Here is a 17,041-nt window from a genome sequence, read left to right on the forward strand (position 1 = left end):
GGACACCAATCGTCAGGGGAGGGCCACATGACACCCGCAGGCCAGCAGGACACAGCAGAGCTCCGAGCCGCCGCCAGTCACTTGGGCCGCCGGCGCTTCCTCACCGTCACCGGCGCCGCAGCCGCACTCGCCTTCGCCACCAACCTGCCGACCGCGGGCGCCGCGAGCGCCGCCGAGTTGGACGCGCACAGAATCGCCGACAACCCGTTCACGCTCGGTGTGGCGTCCGGGGACCCGCTGCCCGGCTCGGTCCTGCTCTGGACCCGCCTCGCCCCGTCCCCGTACGAGCCGGGCAGCGGTCTGCCCGCTCAGCGCGTCACCGTCCAGTGGGAGCTCGCCCACGACGCCCGCTTCCGCCGGATAGCCAGACGCGGTTCCGTCATCGCCCACCCCGAGTTCAACCACTCCGCGCGCGTCGAGGTGGGCAACCTCGACGCCGGCCGGACCTACTACTTCCGCTTCAAGACGGGGAAGTGGATCAGCGAGACGGGCCGGACCCGCACCGCTCCCGCACTCGGCGGCAAGGTGAGCTCCCTGACGCTCGCCGCGGTCTCCTGCCAGGCGTACCACGACGGCTACTTCACCGCGTACAAACACCTGGCGCAGGACGATGTGGACGTCGTCTTCCACCTCGGCGACTACCTCTACGAGTACGCGGTCAACTCGGTCGGCGGCAACCGCAACTACACCGACCGCACCCTGCCCGCCCTCTACAACCGCGAGACGCAGACGCTCGAGGACTACCGCCTGCGATACGCCCTCTACAAGTCCGACCCCGATCTGCGCGCCGCGCACGCCGCGCACCCCTTCGTCGTCACCTGGGACGACCACGAGGCCGAGAACAACTACGCGGGCGACCTCGACGAGAACGGCAACCCGCCCGCCGAGTTCCTGGTCCGTCGCGCCGCCGCCTACCGCGCGTACTGGGAGAACCTGCCGCTGCGCAGCCCCCAGCGGCCCAGTGGCCCCGACCTCCAGCTCTACCGCCGCGTGCAGTGGGGCAAGCTCGCGCAGTTCGACGTCCTTGACACCCGCCAGTACCGCTCCGACCAGGCGTACGGGGATGGCTCCCACGTCCCGGGGCCCGAGTCCACGGACCCGAAGCGCACCCTCACCGGCGCCACGCAGGAGCGCTGGCTCATCGAGGGCTGGCGTCGCTCGCGGGCGCTGTGGAACGTCGTGCCGCAGCAGGTCAACTTCTCCGAGCGCAAGCTCGACCTCAACGCGGTGGCGAAGGTCAGCATGGACGCCTGGGACGGCTACACCGCTTCCCGCGACCGCGTCCTTGCGGGCGCGGCATCGGCCGGGATCGAGAACCTGATGGTGCTCACGGGCGACGTGCACGTCGCGTACGCCTATGACATCAAGGCCGACTTCGCCGACCAGGGGTCCAAGACGGTCGGTACGGAGATCGTCGCCACGTCCATCGCGAGCGGCAAGGACGGCGCCGACAAGCCCGCGAACTGGGACACCTACACCAAGGCCAACCCGCACATGAAGTTCTACAACGGGCGCCGCGGATACGTGACCGTGGACCTCGGCCAGGAGTCCGCGCGCGCCGACTTCAAGACGGTCTCCGCGGTGTCGGCGCCGGGGGCGCCGATCACGACGGCGGCTTCGTTCGTGACGGAGGCGGGGAACCCGGGTCTGAAGCCCGCGTAGTCCCGTAGTCCCGTAGTCCCGTAGTCCAGCGGTTCTGTACGGGTGCGCTCACTCGCCGGGGTAGCGCACCCCGATCCGCTCCCGCACCGCGTCCAGGGTCCGCATCACCGCGAGGGTGCTGTCCAGAGGGACGAGGGGGGACTCGGTGTCGCCCGCGCGCAGGCGGTGCATGACCTCGGCGGCCTCGTGCTTGAGACTGTCGCGGGGGCCGTCATCGGGGGCGGCGGTGAACTCCTCGGGCTCGCGGCCGTCGCGGTGAAGGACGAAGCGTTCCGGGAAGAAGAAGCCGTCCGGTACGTCGATGCGGCCCCGCGAGCCGGTGACGGAGGCGGCGACGGGGGTGCCCGCGTTGATGGAGCAGTGCAACAGAGCGTGAGCACCGCTCTCCCACGAGAGCAGCATTCCCGTCTGGAGATCGACGCTCTCATCCGAGAGCGTCGCTCTCGCGGTCACCTCCGAAGGCTCCCCGAGCAGCAGATGCGCGAACGACACCGGGTACACGCCGAGATCGAGCAGCGCGCCACCGCCCTGCGCCGGGTCCCGGAGACGGTGCGAGGAAGGGAAGGGACCCGCGAGCCCGAAGTCGGCCTGTACGGTCCGCACCTCACCGATCGCCCCGTCGTCGACCAGCGTCTTCAGCCGCCTGATCAGCGGATGGCAGTACATCCACATGGCTTCCATCAGGAAGAGGCCACGCCGCCGGGCGAGCGTCACCATCTCCTCTGCCTCCCGCGCGTTCAGCGCGAACGCCTTCTCACAGAGCACCGCGCGGCCCGCGTCCAGGCAGAGACCCGCCGCGGCCCTGTGCGACGCGTGGGGCGTCGCCACGTACACGACGTCGACGTTCTTGTCCTCGGCGAGCGCGCTCCAGTCCCCGTACGCCTGAGGTATCCCGAAGCGCTCGGCGAACGCCTTCGCCGAAGCGTCGGTCCGCGACGCCACCGCGACCACCTCCGCGTCCGGCATGTCGAGGAGGTTCGCCGTGAACGAAGCGGCGATCCCGCCCGTCGCGAGAATGCCCCAACGCACGGGTTCGAGGTTGTCTTTCACCACTGGGGCCCCTGTCCATACCGCGAAAATGGTCTCAACCAGCACAGCTGAGCTGAGAGCATAGGTAATCGCACGCCTAATCGGGAGGGAATCCGCATGCCGGAGCACGGCAGCCGCACCACGAGTGGGTCCAAAGACCCCCTCATACGGCAGTCCCGGACAGCGGAGCCGGGCCCTGCCCCCGCTGTCCCCGCCGCTCCGGCCCTGACGGCCCAGCGCCGCACCGGCCTGCTCGTCACCCTCGTCCTCGGCGGCCTCACCGCGGTACCGCCGCTCTCCATGGACATGTACCTGCCGGCGCTCCCGGAGGTCACCCGCACGCTGCACACCTCCGCCGCGACCGCCCAGCTGACCCTCACCGCCTGCCTCACCGGCATGGCGCTCGGGCAGCTCGTCGTCGGGCCGATGAGCGACAAGTGGGGGCGGCGCAGACCGCTGCTCATCGGGCTCTTCGTCTACATCTTCGCCACCGCGATCTGCGCGTTCGCGCCCACCGTCGAACTCCTCATCGCCTTCCGCCTGTTGCAGGGCCTCGCGGGCGCCGCGGGCATCGTCATCGCCCGCGCCGTCGTACGCGATCTCTACGACGGCGTGGAGATGGCCCGCTTCTTCTCCACCCTCATGCTGATCTCCGGGGTCGCCCCGGTCGTCGCGCCCCTCATCGGCGGCCAGGTCCTGCGCTTCACCGACTGGCACGGCATCTTCGTCGTGCTCACCGTGATCGGCATCGCCCTCACCGCGCTTGTCTGGCGCTGCCTCCCCGAGACGCTCGCCCCCGAGAACCGGCACAGCGGCGGCACCGTCGAGGCGCTGCGCACCATGAAGTCGCTCCTCGCCGACCGCGTCTTCACCGGGTACATGATCGCGGGCGGCTTCGCGTTCGCCGCGCTCTTCGCGTACATCTCCGCTTCGCCGTTCGTCATCCAGGAGATCTACGGGGCGTCCCCGCAGACCTTCAGCCTGCTCTTCGGCGTGAACTCCATCGGCCTGATCGCCGTCGGCCAGATCAACGGCAAGATCCTCGTCGGCCGGGTCAGCCTCGACAAGGCGCTCACCTTCGGCCTCGTCGTGATCACCCTCGCGGCGACCGCGTTGCTCCTCATGACGTCGGGCGTCTTCGGTGACGTCGGTCTGTTCCCCGTCGCGGCCGGGCTCTTCGTCCTGATGTCGGCGATGGGCCTCGCGATGCCCAACACCAACGCCCTCGCCCTGATGCGTACTCCGCACGCAGCGGGCTCCGCGTCGGCGCTGCTCGGCACGTCCTCCTTCCTCATCGGCGCGATCGCGTCGCCCCTCGTGGGCATCGCGGGCGAGGCCACGGCCGTCCCGATGGCCGTCGTCCAGCTCGTCTGCGCCCTGGCGGCCATCGGCTGCTTCATGGGACTGTGCCGCCCCTGGCAGCACTCGGCCAGGCCGAACCGGGAGGGGACGGACCACTGACCGCGCCACGCCTGCTGCGCGCCGGGACGCCGGATCGCGCGGGGCTCGACACGGACGAGATGGGCCACCTCGTACGCGAGGTGCGCGCCCTTACGCGCGGCGAGAGACCCTGGTGCTCCGGCGCCGTCGTACTCGCCGGACGCGGACCGGTGATCGCCGTCGAGGAGGCGGTGGGCCGTGCGGTGCGCTACGCGGCGTACGACCCCGAGAAGGACGCGGGTGTCGAACTGCCGCCCGCGCAGCAGGTGCTGACCCGCACCGGCACCCCCTTCGACCTGGCGTCGCTCACCAAGCTGTTCACGACGGTCGCCGCGATGCAGCAGCTTGAGCGGGGGACGCTCGGCATCGACGCGCTGGTCTCGGCGTACGTCCCCGAGTTCAGTGGGGCCGCCGAGCACGGCATCACGGTGCGCCAGCTGCTCACGCACACGTCGGGGTTGCGGCCCGAACTCCCCCTTTACGACTGCCCCGACGACGCGGCGCGCCTCGCCGTCCTGCGTGCGGAGGCCCCGTCGAGTCCGCCGGGCGAGCACCTCTACTCCGACCTGAACATGCTGCTCCTCCAGCACGTCCTGGAGCGCCTCACGCGCCGCCCGCTCGATGTCCTCGTGCGCGAGGGCATCACCAGGCCGCTCGGCATGGCCGCCACCGGCTTCGGGCCGCGCCCGGACGCCGCCGCCACCGAGGACCAGCGCAGGCCCTGGGCGAAGGCCGACCGGGGGATGCTGCGGGGTGAGGTGCACGACGAGAACGCGTGGGCGCTCGGCGGCGTCGCGGGGCACGCCGGGCTCTTCTCCACCGCGCGTGACCTGGCGGTCTTCTGCCGGGCGCTGCTGTGCGGCGGCTCGTACGGCAAGGCACGCATCCTCGGCCCCGACTTCGTGGAACTGATGCTGACGCCGCCGGGGCTCGGTTTCGGCGTCGACCAGGCGTGGTTCATGGGGGAGCTCGCGGGGCGCGGGGCGGCGGGGCATACGGGGTTCACGGGGACGTCGCTGGTGATCGACCCCGTCACGGACACGTTTCTGGTTCTGCTGGCGAATACGGTGCACCCGCGTCGTGGGCACGCCGACAGCGGACCTCGGGCGCGGGCTGCGTCCCGGCTGGCCCGGGCGGCGCGCTGAGGGCTTCGCCGGGGTGCGGTGATTTGCCCGCGGGCCGGTGGGGGCTTGTCGCGCAGTTCCCCGCGCCCCTTACGGGGCCCGGTCGCGCCCCGCGGCGGAGCCGCATGTGTCACAGCCCCGCGCCCCTTACAGGGCGCGTCTTCGCGCACCCTAGAATCGCGGGGTGAACGTCCCGATTTCCCCGGCGTCTTCTGCCGAGACCCTGCGCAGTGCCCTCGCGGGGGTTCTTGACGGGTTGCCGCCCAAGCAGGCCGTGCAAGCTGTTGAGCGGCTGATTGCCAACTATCGGGGGCGTACCCCGACCGACGCCCCGATTCTGCGGGACCGTGCGGACGTCGCCGCGTATGCCGCGTACCGCATGCCCGCGACCTTCGAGGCCGTGCGTTCCGCGCTCGGGGCCCTCGCCGACGCGGCGCCCGCGGGGTGGGCGCCCGGCAGTCATGTGGACGTCGGTGGTGGGACCGGCGCGGCGACCTGGGCGGTGAGTGCGACCTGGGACGGGGAGCGGCCCGTCACGGTGCTCGACTGGGCCGAGCCCGCTCTGGCATTGGGGCGTGAACTGGCTGCCGCCAACCCCTGGCTGAAGGCGGCGCAGTGGCAGCGCTCTCGAATCGGATCGGCGCTCAGCATCGAGAGCACCGATCTCGTCACGGTGTCGTACGTGCTCGGGGAGCTGACGGAGAGCGACCGCCGCTCGGTCGTGGACGCGGCGGCCGCAGCCTCCGCGCAGGCCGTCGTCATCGTCGAGCCCGGCACCCCCGACGGATACACCCGCGTCATCGAGGCGCGCGACCGGCTGATCGCCGCCGGGTTCCGTGTCGCCGCGCCCTGCCCGCACAGCTCCGCCTGCCCCATCGTGCCCGGCGAGGACTGGTGCCACTTCTCCACCCGCGTCAGCCGCTCCTCCCTGCACCGGCAGGTCAAGGGCGGCTCACTGGCCTACGAGGACGAGAAGTTCAGTTATGTCGCTGCTGTCCGCTTCGACGCCGAACCTGCTCCGAAGCGTGTCGTGCGCAAGCCGCAGATCCGCAAGGGCCAGGTCCTGCTCGACCTGTGCGCGACGGGCGAGACACTGCACCGGGAGACGGTGACCAAGCGCCACGGACCGCTGTACCGCGCGGCCCGCGACGCGGAGTGGGGCGACGCCTGGCCGCCCCACCCCGACGACGGGCTAGACGCGTAGCTCCTGCGTGCAGCACTTCACGCTGCCGCCGCCCTTGAGCAGCTCGCTCAGATCCATGCCGACGGGTTCGTAACCACGCTCCCGCAGCGGTGCGAAGAGGCCGATCGCGCCCTGCGGAAGCAGCACGTGCAGGCCGTCCGACACCGCGTTGAGCCCCAGGGCCACGGCCTCCGGCTCCTCGGCGATCAGCGCGTCGGGGAAGAGGCGCCGCAGCACCGCCTGGCTGCCCGGCGAGAACGCGGGCGGGTAGTACATGACGTCGTCCCTCACGTCGTCGAGCACCGCGAGCGCCGTGTCCAGGTGGTAGTAGCGGGGGTCGACGAGGTCGAGTCCGAGCACCGGGCGGCCGAAGAACTCCTGCGCCTCCCCGTGCGACAGGGGGCTGGCCCGGAAGCCGCGGCCGGCAAGGACGTACGAGGACGTGACGGCGAAGTCGCCCTCGCCCTCGTTCACGTGCGTGGGTTCATGGAGGTCCGTGAAGCCGTGCTCCCGGAACCACTCCAGGTGGGCGAGGGCCTCGGGACCGCGCTCGGGGTAGGCGAACCGCGCGCCGAGCACGCGGCCCCCGATGACGGTCGCGCCGTTCGCGGCGAAGACCATGTCCGGCAGACCCGGACGCGGGGTGAGCTCCTCGACGGTGTGGCCGAGCGAGCGGTAGCGGTCGCGCAGGTCCTCCCACTGGGCGACGGCCAGGGGTACGTCGACCGGTTTCGAGGGATCCATCCATGGGTTGATGGAGTACGTGACCTTGAAGTGTGCGGGTGAGCACATCAGATAGCGCCGGGGTGTGGCGCGACGAGGAAATCGACTCAACGAGGGCTCCTCACGTACCGCGGTGGTCAGTTCCTGCCCATAGCGGGTCAGTTGTGCCCATGGTGCGGTCTGAGGAGCCCTCGCGCAGTGATCTGAACGGGTGGTTCGACGAGTGGTCCACCCGGGGACGTGGATGGTTAAGACGCCATCCACGTCCCCGCCTCACGACTCGTCGCGCGGCCATCACGACTCGTCGCGCGCCGAGCGGCCTTCCTGCAGTTTGCGCAGCAGCTCACGCTTCTGCGCCTGCGGGCTGAGCCCGCCGCCGACCTGACCGCCCCGGCCCCCGCCGCGCAGTGCCTTGCGGGAGAGGGTGGTGCGTGTACCGCCCACGCCCAGCATGTTTCCTGCTCCGCCTCGCGTCATGTGCGTACCTCCGGATCGAGAGCTGTCAACGACTTCTACGAGACGTCTCGTCTCGCTTCTTCGACCACTTTGAGCGAGACGGTGCGTCTTGTCAAGCGTTAATGAGACGGTACGTCTCGGCTCGTCCGCTGCTACATTCGACGGCATGACCACGAAATCCGCCCCTGACTCCAAGCGCCGCAGCGAACGCTCGCGCCGCGCGATCTATGACGCCGCCCTCGACCTGGTCTCCGAGGTCGGCTTCAACAAGCTCACGATCGAGGCGATCGCCTCCCGTGCGGGCGTGGGCAAGCAGACGATCTACCGCTGGTGGCCGTCCAAGGGCGCCGTCCTGCTCGACGCCTTCCTGGACCTCGGCCAGCAGGCCAGCGCGGAGGCGAGCGCCGCGGCGGGCCACGAGCTGGAGCACGAGATCCCGGACTCGGGGGACCTGGAGGCCGACCTCAAGTACGTCGTGCGGGCCACCATCGACGAGCTCAAGAACCCCAAGTACGACGTGCCGTACCGGGCGCTCGCCGCCGAGGGCATGCTCAACGACGAGATCGGCGCCGAGTACGTGGAGAAGTTCCTCGAACCCGGCCTCCAGCTCTACGTGAAGCGCCTGCGGATCGCCCAGGAGGCGGGCCAGGTCGCGCCCGAGGTGGACCCCCGCATCGCCCTGGAACTGTGGACGGGCCCGCTCGCCCAGCGCTGGCTGCAGCGAACGGGACCGCTCACGCACGAGTACGGCGACAAGCTCGTCGAGTACGCCCTCTACGGAATCGCGCCCCGCTGATCAGGCTCGCTGATCACATCGGGTTCACCGGCCACCGCTCCCGCAAGCCCGCGGCGCTCACGCTCTTCACGCCCTTCGTGCCCTTCGCCGGCGTCCGCGCGAGCAGCCCCGGCGCGTCCGTGATCACGCCGTTGCAGCCGAGCCGCAGGGCCCGGTCGCGCTGGCCCGGAGTGGTCACCGTGTGCGCCCACACGCGGGGGACCCCGGAGTTGACCGCGCGCAGGAGGTCGATGTCCCGCGCCTTGTGATCCACGTCCAGTACGTCCACGTACCCGGCCCACTGCTCGGGCCGGTCCGTGCGCATCTGTGTCCTGGAGCGCCACACCTGTGCGAGCAGGCCCATCCGGTGCGCGCGCAGGGCGACGCCGGGATCGTTGGAGTTCACGAACACCGAGCGGGTCAGGCCCCGTGCGCGGATCAGCTTGCCGAGCGACCGCAGACCGCGCGGATCCTTCGCCTCCAGCATCAGTACGATCCGGCCGCCGAAGCGGTCGAGGATCTCGGCGACCGTCGGCGGCCGCTCGGAACGCCAACTGCCGGGCAGACCAGGGCCGGGGCGCAGCCTGACCTTCTTCCACTGGCGCAGGGTGAGCGAGCTGACCGGCCCCGTCGACGTCGTCGTACGGTCCAGGGTCGCGTCGTGCATGGCCACGAGCGTGCCGTCGCGCAGTATCCGCGTATCGGCGTCGATGACCTGGGCGGTGCCGCGTTCGTACGCCGCCACCAGGCCGGACATGCTGTTCTCCGGCACCTCCAGGGCGCCGCCGCGGTGTGCGGTGTACGTGACGTGGGGGAGTGCTTCCACCGTCAGGGGGCCGCCGCCCCATTCGAGCGGGGCGAGGGGGCCTGCGGCCGGCGCGGCTGGTGCGGCGAGGGTCAGTGTGGTGAGGCTCACGAGCCCCGAGAGTCCGGTGAGGACAGTCCTGGTGACCATGCCGAACACGGTAGGGGGGTATGTCCCCGGTTAGTACGCAATGACGCGCGATGTCACCCTGCGCCTTGCATCACCCCAGCTACCCCGGATGTGGGCTCTGGCCCCCCGAGGAGCAGGATGGTGCGACCATGGGACATGCTTCTCGGCACACATGCGAGGTGAGGGGATTGATGGGCGCGGAGTTCGGTCGCCGTTCCGGCGGGCAGAGCAGGATTTCCCAGTGGCTTCGCCGACGTCCCCGACCCAAGGACACGGCGGGTGACGAGGCGGACCGCGAGGCCCTGCTCGTCGCCGCGGCGGAGGCGGGTCTGCCGCTCTCACCGGCCGCGCACCCTTCCGCGTACCGATGTTCCTGTGACCGCATAGGCTGTCCGACCCCCGCCAGGCACCCCATCTCCTTCGCCTGGCAGACGCAGTCCACGACCGACCGTGGGCAGGTCGAGCGCTGGGCCAGGCATCAGCCGCAGGCCAACTTCATCACCGCGACGGGCATGGTCCACGACGTCCTGGACGTGCCGCTCGCCGCCGGGCGCGAGGCACTGGCCAGGCTGCTTGCGGACGGCATCGACGTAGGTCCTGTCGCCGAGTCCGAGGGCCTCATGGACGACGGGCGGATGCTGTTCTTCACGCTCACCCGTGGCACCCCGGAGGACGAGGACGAGTGGTGGCCCTGTGAGCTGGACTGCCACCCCGAGACGACGAACGAACACCCCGGTCTGCGCTGGCACTGCCGCGGTTCGTACGTCCTGGTGCCGCCCGCGCGCCTTCCCGGCGATCTGTCCGTCAGCTGGATCCGCGGCCTCGAGCACGCGCTCCCGGACCCGCTGACGCTCCTGGAGACGCTCACCGACGAATGCGCCCGCGTCGCGGGCGAGCCCCAGCACGACGTCGCCGCCTGGCCGTCCAGAGGCTGACGCCCGGCAGCAGCGGGGCCGGCCCGGCCTACTCGCCCCGCGCGCCCGTCAGACCCTGGATGCGGCTCAGGAACGACACCTTGCCCGAGCCCTTGGGGTCGATGACGAGTTGGTTGGAGACGCGCTCCAGCGTCATCGACTGCTTGACGTCACCCTTCAGGAGAGGCTTCACCTCGGGATCCACGGGGATGTTCACGCCCTTCGCGGCGGTCCGCTTCTCGTAGTGGTGCGTCGAGAAGAAGACCATCGCGCCGCCGTCCTGGGTGCGCAGGCCCACCGGGGCGAACGTTCCGTCGTTCCGCGGCTCGTCGATGTACTGGATGGCGAAGCCGTTGCGGCGCTTGGCGTTCTTGTCGCGGGCCGCCTTCCACAGCGACGTGTGGTCGCCCGGCGCGAACGTGTCGCCGCCCGACTTCAGATACGTCGTGTACTGCGTGCCGAGGTTCTTCGGCGCCACCGCCAGATCTTTGGAGCCCGGCTCGACCGGCTCGGCCCAGCCGTCCTTGTCCTTCTTCAGCTCCGGCATCTTGTCGGGGGACACCAGGTTCAGATAGGACGCCTCCCACAGCTGGTCCTTGCTGCCCTTGGTGAAGACGAGGACCCAGCGCAGGTCGCCTCTGCGGTTGGACTTCGTGTCCGCGACGAACCACCGGGGCCAGCCGGCCTTCTTGGGGATCGAGAACTTCGCGTCCGTCAGCTCGAGCGGCACGTGGTTGGGGCTGCCGCCCGGACTCCGCGCACCCCGCACCTTCAGACCCGCCTGGTTGATGGCGCTCAGCGGGCCCGTGAGCCGGGCCGCGTCCAGGGCCGGGTCGTACGCCTTCTCGGCCTTGTTGTACGCGGTGAGGAAGTCCTTGAGGGCCTTGTCCGCCTCGGACTTGGTCGCCGTCGGCACGACCTCACGCTCGCCGTGCACGGTCACGCAGCCGCTCGCCGTCAGGGCGAGGGCCGTCACCACCGCCGACGCCATGACAGGCCGGATACCGGGCCGGTGGACAGGCCGATCGAGACCGCGACCCCTGCGAACCTTGTTCATCGGAATACCTTCACCTACCCCTTCCCGGGGCCGAACCATACCGGGCGGGGGAAGGGGCGTGGGCAGGCGGTCGGGCCTCAGGAGGTCCGCGGGTTGCCCGGCGATCGTATGTACAGGCGTTCAGGCTCGACGCGTGCTGCTCAACCCTGTTCCGGAACTGTTGCTTTCTCGGGCACGGCGGCCTTCTGGGACGAGGGCCTCGTGGGCGCGAAGAAGAACACCAGGGTCGGCACGAGGTACAGCAGCCAGACCACGACCTGGAGCACCGTCGGGTCGGGCTGGAAGTTGAAGACGCCCTTCAGGAGCGTGCCGTACCAACTGTCCGGCGGAATCGTCGCGCTGATGTCGAACGCCTTGTTCCGCAGGCCGCCGACGAACTCGGCCTCCTGCAGATCATGCACGCCGTACGCGAGGACGCCCGCCGCCACGATCACCAGCATGGCGCCGGTCCAGGTGAAGAACTTGGCCAGATTGATGCGGACCGCGCCCTTGTAGAACAGCCAGCCGAGCGCGATCGCGGTGAGCAGACCCAGGAGCACGCCGATCAGTGGACCGTGCGTACCGTCGCTGGACGCCCGCACCGAGGCCCACACGAACAGCGCGGTCTCCAGGCCCTCACGGCCCACGGCGAGGAACGCGGTGGCCACCAGGGCGCCCGTGCCCATCTGCAGCGCCGCGTCCAGCTTGCCGTGCAGCTCCTTCTTGAGATGACGGGCCGTACGCCGCATCCAGAAGACCATCCACGTCACGAGCGCGACGGCGACGATCGACAGCGAACCGCCGAGCGCCTCCTGCGCCTTGAACGTCAGCTCCTGCGAACCGAACGTGAGCCCGCAGCCGAAGCCGAACGCGAGCGCGCACGCGACACCGATGCCGATCCAGATGGGCCGCAGCGCGTCACGCCGCTCCGTCTTCACCAGATACGCGATGAGGATGCAGACGACCAGACTGGCCTCGAGCCCTTCGCGAAGCCCGATCAGATAGTTACCGAACATGTCCGTCAGATCCCCTCAGCTGAACAGTGTCCGGCCCCACCAGTCGTCCTTGTCGCGGACGCCCGGCGGGATCGCGAAGACCGCTGAACCCACGTGCTGGATGTACTCGTTGAGCGCGTCGGAGCGCGCCAGGTTGCGCTGCACCGGAATGAAGCCCGTACGGACGTCACGCTGGTAGGCGAGGAAGAAGAGCCCCGCGTCGAGGCGGCCTAGGCCGTCGGTGCCGTCCGTGAAGGAGTAGCCGCGGCGCAGGATCGTCGCGCCGTCGTTGGAGTCCGGGTGCGCGAGCCGGACGTGCGCGGTCGGCTTCATCGCCTTCAGGAACGGCTCGTCGTGCTCCTTGGCCTTGCCGACCGGGGCGCCCTTGCCCTTGTCGCGGCCGAAGATGTCCTCCTGCTCGCCGAGCGAAGTACGGTCCCAGGTCTCGACGTTCATACGGATGCGGCGCGCGACGAGATACGAGCCGCCGTCCATCCAGCCGGGCCCGTCCTTCTCGCCGACCCACACGTGCTCGGCCAGCGCGGAACGGTCATCGCCCGAGACATTGCGGGTGCCGTCCTTGAAGCCGAAGAGATTGCGCGGTGTCTGTGAGCCCGGCGTCGTGGAGGACGTCTTCCCGAAGCCGAGCTGCGACCAGCGCACCGCGACCTTGCCGAAGCCGATGCGGGCGAGGTTGCGGATGGCGTGCACGGCGACCTGCGGGTCGTCCGCGCAGGCCTGCACGCACAGATCGCCGCCGCCGCGGGACTTGTCGAGGTTGTCGCCGGGGAACTTGGGCAGATCGACGAGCGCCTCCGGGCGCCGGTCGTCGAGTCCGAACTTCTCGAAGAGACCCGGCCCGAAACCGATGGTGAGGGTGAGCCGGGACGGTTTGAGGCCCAGCGCCTCGCCGGTGTCGTCCGGCGGTGCCTCGGTGAGCCCGCCGTAGGCGCCCTCACCGACCTCGTGCCCGGCGGTCATTCGCGCGGCGGCCTTCGTCCAGTCCTTCAGAAGCTGCACGAACTGCTCGCGGTCGTCCGTCTTCACGTCGAACGCGGCGAAGTGCAGCCGGTCCTGAACGGCGGAGGCGATGCCTGCCTGGTGCGTGCCGTGGAAGGGGACCGCGCCGCCCGCCGAGGCCGCGGGCGCGGCTTCGTCCCCGGACCGGGCCATCGCGACGGCGCCCCCGGTGACGGCGGCGCCGAGCGCGAGCCCGGCGCCGCCCCAGCCGAGGAGCGAACGCCGCGAAGGAGCAAGGGAGTTGGCGTCGTGGTCCGGCGCGGACGCGCTGCTGATGCCGCCGCTGCTGTCGGTGTCGCTCGTGGTCTCGGTCATCGTTCCGGTACCCCTGCCGCTACTTGCTCTTGGCGACGGCGGCGGCCAGCTTCGACAGCGGCTCCGCGAGCGCGTTGACGCCGTCCTGGAGCTCCTTCTGGTCCGCCTTGCCGACCTTGTCGTACGACGTGAACTCGTAACTGTCCTTGCCGCCGCCCTGGCGGTGCTTGCCGAGCAGCTTGTCCAGGGCCGCGAACTGCTTGTCGAGCTCCTTGGTGAGCGCCGGGTCGTTCTCCGACGCGACGGACTTGAGCAGGCCGTACGCCTTCTGCGCACCCTCGATGTTCGCCTTGAAGTCGACGAGGTCGGTGTGCGAGTAGCGCTCCTCCTCGCCGGTGACCTTGCCGGTGGCGACCTCGTCGAGGAGCTCCTTGGCGCCGTTGGCCATGGAGGTCGGGGTGATCTCCGCCTTGCCGACGCGCTTCTGCCAGTCCAAGAGGTCCTTGTCCAGCTGGGTGGCGAGCTCCTTCTCGCGCCCACCGATCTTCTTGTCCTTCCACAGGGCCCGCTCCAGACGGTGCCAGCCCGTCCAGTCCTTCTCCAGGTCCTGGCCCTCCTCGAGGCCGTCCTCGCGGACGTCGACCTTCGGGTCGATGTCACCGAAGGACTCGGCGACCGGCTCGGTGCGCTCCCAGCCGATGCGGGAGTTGGCGTACGCCTTCTTCGCGGCCTCGATGTCGCCCTTGCGGACGGCGTCGGTGAAGAGCTTCACCTTGGGCAGCGTCGCGTCGGCCTGCTCCTGCGCGTAGGCGCGGTAGTCGGCGACGGCCTTGTCCAGGCGCGGGTCGCGCTTGGCGGTCTTGCCGCCGCTGACGGTGACCTTCTGGCGGATGCCGTCGCCCTTCATGCCGGGCTTGCAGGCGATCTCGTACGACCCGGCCTTCACCTCGGCGGTGAGCTTCTGCTTCGTGCCGGGGCCGATGTTCTCGCGCTCGCTGACGATGCGGTCGTCGGGGAAGAGGAGGTAGACCTCGGTGACCTTGGAGCCCTTGTTCTCGATGGCGAGCTCGACGTGCCCGGCGGGAAGCTTGGTCGTGGAGACCTCGCACTTGTCGTCGGTGGCGGTCACCTCGACGGTGTTGCCGCCGCCCTTGGCATCGCTCTTCTCGGTGCAGCCCGTGACGGCGGTGAGCGCCGCCGCTGCGGCGATGGCAGTGGCGACGGGGAGGCGGACGGGGCGCATAGGGGCTCCAAGACGGTTCACGGATGATGCCGACGTGCCGGTGAGGCGGACCTAACTTAACTGAGCCTTACCTTGTCGATACCCAGCCGTTCAGTGATTCACCTCTCACCAGGTGAGAGGTGCTTACAGGGGTGTCACGGTGGGGTGATGGGGGATTCATGGCGCAGTAAAGCGGGGGTCAAGAAGCGCTTTTCGGGCCGTCGATCACCGGCTTCGCCGAGTTCGTCCTCAAACGCCGGGCGGGCTGGAAATTCCAGCTCAGCCTCGCACCGGGGCGACAAGTGGAGCCCCTGTGCGGGGATGCGGAAACACCTCGACCGGCTGCCGGTAGACCTCGCTCAAGAGCTCCCCGGTGAACACTTCCCCCGGAGCCCCCTCCGCGGCGAGGCCCCCACCCCGCAACACCGCCACGCGATCCGCGTACGCCGCCGCAAGCCCCAGATCATGCAGCACCACCACCACCGCGTCCCCCGCAGCGGCCCGCTCCCGGCAGATCCGCAGGACCAGCTCCTGATGCCGAAGATCAAGCGCCGCCGTCGGCTCATCGAGAAGGAGCAGCGGCGCCCGCTGCGCAAGCACCCGCGCAAGGGCGACCCGGGCCCGCTCCCCACCGCTCAGCGCGGAGAAGGGACGGGCGGCGAACTCGCAGACCTCCGTCGCGGCCATCGACTCCCTCACCACACGGTCGTCGTCGTCCTCCAGCGCCGTACCGGCCCAGGGCGCACGCCCCATCCGCACGACATCCTCGACAGCGAACGGGAAGGACAGAGAGGCCGCCTGCGGCAACACGGCCCGCCGCAGGGCGAGTTCACGGGCGGGCCACTCCGTCACGGGACGCCCGCAGACGCGTACGACACCCTCCTCGGCCGGGAGATCCCCGGCAAGCGCGGCCAACAGGGTCGACTTCCCGGCCCCGTTGGGCCCCACCAGGGCAAGCACTTCCCCCGCCCGCGCGGTCAGGGACACCCCGGCTAGGACCTCGCGCCCCCCGAGCCGCACCACGAGCTCCGACGTCCCGGCGAGCGTGTCGCCGGGAGAGACGGGCCCCGGCAGCGCACGCCCGCCGCCACCGGAGGAGAACAGCCGGTGGGCGATCCACCCGATCACGCCCGACCCCCTTGTCATGCCCGACCCCCTTGTCATGCCCGACCCCCCTGTCATGCCCAACCCCCTTGCTTACGACGGGTCCTGCGCAGCAGCCAGAAGAAGAACGGGCTCCCGAAGAGCGCGGTGAGCACCCCGAGCGGCAGCTCCGCGGGCGCGGCCACCGTCCGCGCGGCGAGATCCGCGCCGACCAGGACGACCGCCCCGCCAAGCGCACTGCCCGGCACGAGGAAGCGATGCCCAGGACCCGCCGCCATCCGCAGCAGATGCGGGACGAGAAGCCCGACGAACGTGATGATCCCGGCGACGGCCACGGCGGCGGCGGTCAGCAGCGCCACCACGAGAACAAGCACGAGCCGCAGCCGCTCGACGTCGACCCCGAGATGCCGCGCGGGCCGTTCACCGAGCGCGAGGAGGTCCAACTTCCGTGCGTACAGCGGCGCCACGGCCAGACCGGCCACGGCGCACGGCAGTACCGCGAGCACCTTCGGCCACGTCGCCCCGGCGAGCGAGCCGAGCTGCCAGAAGGTGATCTGGGTGATCTGCGCGTTGTCCGCGAAGAAGATGCAGAGCCCGATCAGCGCCCCGGCGAACGCGTTCACCGCGATGCCGGTGAGGATGAGCGTGACGACCTCCGTACGCCCGCCGTTGCGCGAGAGGACGTACACGAGGAGGACAGTGGCGAGTCCGGCGACGAACGCGCAGACCGTCACGGTCCAGTTCCCGAAGAAGCTGAGGCCGAGCGCGATCGACGCCACCGCGCCGACGGCCGCGCCCGCCGAGATCCCGATGACACCGGGCTCGGCGAGCGGATTGCCGAACACGCCCTGCATGAGCGCCCCCGCGCAGCCGAGCGACCCCCCGACGAGCAGCGCCAGCGTCACGCGCGGAAGGCGCACGTTCCACAGGACGCTCTCGCCGACCCGGTCGAGCGCGCTCCCGCCGAGACCGATCCGGTGCTGCACGGAACTGAGAACGTCCCAGAGCGGGATGTCGTACGCCCCGATTCCGGCGGAGAGCAGACAGAGGAGAACGAGGGCAGCCGTGAGCCCGATGGTCAGGGAAGCGGCCGCGCCCCGTCGGCGGACGCGCGGAGCCGACGGCTCGACGCCGGTGGACCCGGCGTCCTGTGCCGCCTTGGTCAGGAC

At 70.4% G+C, this 17,041-nt stretch carries 16 protein-coding genes; 6 read left to right on the plus strand and 10 right to left on the minus strand.

Annotated features, from left to right (window positions below):
• Window positions 1–27: 27 nt before the first annotated feature.
• On the plus strand, window positions 28–1,662 hold the full coding sequence (locus tag ACWFRJ_RS10165) for an alkaline phosphatase D family protein (RefSeq protein WP_453526657.1): 1,635 nt from the start codon (window positions 28–30) through the stop codon (window positions 1,660–1,662).
• Between the two features lie 48 nt (window positions 1,663–1,710).
• On the opposite strand, the gene ACWFRJ_RS10170 is transcribed toward ACWFRJ_RS10165, so the two are convergent.
• Window positions 1,711–2,691 (minus strand): Gfo/Idh/MocA family protein, encoded by a 981-nt coding sequence (locus ACWFRJ_RS10170; protein WP_453526660.1) that lies wholly within the window; start codon window positions 2,689–2,691, stop codon window positions 1,711–1,713.
• A gap of 117 nt (window positions 2,692–2,808) precedes the next feature.
• Here ACWFRJ_RS10170 and ACWFRJ_RS10175 point away from each other — a divergent pair, with 117 nt between their 5' ends.
• From ACWFRJ_RS10175 to ACWFRJ_RS10185, 3 genes are all read left to right on the plus strand, one after another.
• Complete coding sequence (locus tag ACWFRJ_RS10175) at window positions 2,809–4,152, plus strand: Bcr/CflA family multidrug efflux MFS transporter (protein WP_453526663.1); 1,344 nt, start codon at window positions 2,809–2,811, stop codon at window positions 4,150–4,152.
• A 59-nt stretch (window positions 4,153–4,211) separates the two neighbouring features.
• Complete coding sequence (locus ACWFRJ_RS10180; RefSeq protein ID WP_453527198.1) at window positions 4,212–5,276, plus strand: serine hydrolase domain-containing protein; 1,065 nt, start codon at window positions 4,212–4,214, stop codon at window positions 5,274–5,276.
• A 163-nt stretch (window positions 5,277–5,439) separates the two neighbouring features.
• Entirely contained in the window at window positions 5,440–6,459 is a 1,020-nt protein-coding gene (locus ACWFRJ_RS10185) for a small ribosomal subunit Rsm22 family protein (protein WP_453526665.1), read from the plus strand.
• On the opposite strand, the gene ddaH is transcribed toward ACWFRJ_RS10185, so the two are convergent.
• Window positions 6,448–7,272 carry a dimethylargininase gene (gene ddaH / locus ACWFRJ_RS10190; RefSeq protein ID WP_453526668.1) on the minus strand — a complete coding sequence of 275 codons (825 nt, stop codon included), beginning with the start codon at window positions 7,270–7,272 and terminating at the stop codon, window positions 6,448–6,450. The two genes, ACWFRJ_RS10185 and ddaH, sit on opposite strands and share 12 nt — an antisense overlap.
• A gap of 183 nt (window positions 7,273–7,455) precedes the next feature.
• Window positions 7,456–7,614 carry a DUF6243 family protein gene (locus ACWFRJ_RS10195; RefSeq protein WP_453527201.1) on the minus strand — a complete coding sequence of 53 codons (159 nt, stop codon included), beginning with the start codon at window positions 7,612–7,614 and terminating at the stop codon, window positions 7,456–7,458.
• 169 nt (window positions 7,615–7,783) lie between these two features.
• Between ACWFRJ_RS10195 and ACWFRJ_RS10200 the strand changes: the two genes are divergently transcribed.
• Window positions 7,784–8,413, plus strand: a complete 630-nt coding sequence (locus ACWFRJ_RS10200) for a TetR/AcrR family transcriptional regulator (RefSeq protein WP_453526670.1) — start codon at window positions 7,784–7,786, stop codon at window positions 8,411–8,413.
• A gap of 13 nt (window positions 8,414–8,426) precedes the next feature.
• Here ACWFRJ_RS10200 and ACWFRJ_RS10205 read toward each other — a convergent pair whose 3' ends face one another.
• Entirely contained in the window at window positions 8,427–9,347 is a 921-nt protein-coding gene (locus ACWFRJ_RS10205; protein WP_453526673.1) for a glycerophosphodiester phosphodiesterase, read from the minus strand.
• Between the two features lie 170 nt (window positions 9,348–9,517).
• On the opposite strand from ACWFRJ_RS10205, the gene ACWFRJ_RS10210 reads away from it, so the two are divergent.
• Complete coding sequence (locus ACWFRJ_RS10210; RefSeq protein WP_453526676.1) at window positions 9,518–10,261, plus strand: bifunctional DNA primase/polymerase; 744 nt, start codon at window positions 9,518–9,520, stop codon at window positions 10,259–10,261.
• 28 nt (window positions 10,262–10,289) lie between these two features.
• Here the strand turns inward: ACWFRJ_RS10210 and ACWFRJ_RS10215 are convergent, their stop codons facing one another.
• From ACWFRJ_RS10215 to ACWFRJ_RS10240, 6 genes are all read right to left on the minus strand, one after another.
• Window positions 10,290–11,231, minus strand: a complete 942-nt coding sequence (locus tag ACWFRJ_RS10215; RefSeq protein ID WP_453526679.1) for a hypothetical protein — start codon at window positions 11,229–11,231, stop codon at window positions 10,290–10,292.
• Between the two features lie 206 nt (window positions 11,232–11,437).
• Window positions 11,438–12,292, minus strand: a complete 855-nt coding sequence (gene efeU / locus ACWFRJ_RS10220; RefSeq protein ID WP_453526682.1) for an iron uptake transporter permease EfeU — start codon at window positions 12,290–12,292, stop codon at window positions 11,438–11,440.
• A gap of 15 nt (window positions 12,293–12,307) precedes the next feature.
• The gene (efeB, locus tag ACWFRJ_RS10225; RefSeq protein WP_453526685.1) at window positions 12,308–13,606 is read right to left on the minus strand and encodes an iron uptake transporter deferrochelatase/peroxidase subunit; all 1,299 of its coding nucleotides are present in this window, start codon (window positions 13,604–13,606) and stop codon (window positions 12,308–12,310) included.
• 19 nt (window positions 13,607–13,625) lie between these two features.
• Window positions 13,626–14,789, minus strand: a complete 1,164-nt coding sequence (efeO, locus tag ACWFRJ_RS10230; protein WP_453526688.1) for an iron uptake system protein EfeO — start codon at window positions 14,787–14,789, stop codon at window positions 13,626–13,628.
• A 258-nt stretch (window positions 14,790–15,047) separates the two neighbouring features.
• A complete protein-coding gene (locus ACWFRJ_RS10235; RefSeq protein ID WP_453526691.1) occupies window positions 15,048–15,914 on the minus strand; it encodes a heme ABC transporter ATP-binding protein in 867 nt (288 codons plus the stop codon).
• 32 nt (window positions 15,915–15,946) lie between these two features.
• Window positions 15,947–17,038, minus strand: a complete 1,092-nt coding sequence (locus tag ACWFRJ_RS10240; RefSeq protein ID WP_453527204.1) for a FecCD family ABC transporter permease — start codon at window positions 17,036–17,038, stop codon at window positions 15,947–15,949.
• Window positions 17,039–17,041 lie beyond the last annotated feature (3 nt).

The organism is Streptomyces sp. NPDC055239 (assembly GCF_053606205.1).

What these genes read in the sequence shown, in the direction of transcription:
- ACWFRJ_RS10165 (WP_453526657.1), top strand. Translation starts at nt 28, where the DNA reads ATGACACCCGCAGGCCAGCAGGACACAGCAGAGCTCCGAGCCGCCGCC.
- ACWFRJ_RS10175 (WP_453526663.1), top strand. Translation starts at nt 2,809, where the DNA reads ATGCCGGAGCACGGCAGCCGCACCACGAGTGGGTCCAAAGACCCCCTC.
- ACWFRJ_RS10180 (WP_453527198.1), top strand. Translation starts at nt 4,212, where the DNA reads ATGGGCCACCTCGTACGCGAGGTGCGCGCCCTTACGCGCGGCGAGAGA.
- ACWFRJ_RS10195 (WP_453527201.1), bottom strand. Translation starts at nt 7,614, where the DNA reads ATGCTGGGCGTGGGCGGTACACGCACCACCCTCTCCCGCAAGGCACTG.
- ACWFRJ_RS10200 (WP_453526670.1), top strand. Translation starts at nt 7,784, where the DNA reads ATGACCACGAAATCCGCCCCTGACTCCAAGCGCCGCAGCGAACGCTCG.
- ACWFRJ_RS10205 (WP_453526673.1), bottom strand. Translation starts at nt 9,347, where the DNA reads ATGGTCACCAGGACTGTCCTCACCGGACTCTCGGGGCTCGTGAGCCTC.
- ACWFRJ_RS10210 (WP_453526676.1), top strand. Translation starts at nt 9,518, where the DNA reads ATGGGCGCGGAGTTCGGTCGCCGTTCCGGCGGGCAGAGCAGGATTTCC.
- ACWFRJ_RS10215 (WP_453526679.1), bottom strand. Translation starts at nt 11,231, where the DNA reads ATGGCGTCGGCGGTGGTGACGGCCCTCGCCCTGACGGCGAGCGGCTGC.
- efeU (WP_453526682.1), bottom strand. Translation starts at nt 12,292, where the DNA reads ATGTTCGGTAACTATCTGATCGGGCTTCGCGAAGGGCTCGAGGCCAGT.
- efeB (WP_453526685.1), bottom strand. Translation starts at nt 13,606, where the DNA reads ATGACCGAGACCACGAGCGACACCGACAGCAGCGGCGGCATCAGCAGC.
- efeO (WP_453526688.1), bottom strand. Translation starts at nt 14,789, where the DNA reads ATGCGCCCCGTCCGCCTCCCCGTCGCCACTGCCATCGCCGCAGCGGCG.
- ACWFRJ_RS10235 (WP_453526691.1), bottom strand. Translation starts at nt 15,914, where the DNA reads ATGACAAGGGGGTCGGGCGTGATCGGGTGGATCGCCCACCGGCTGTTC.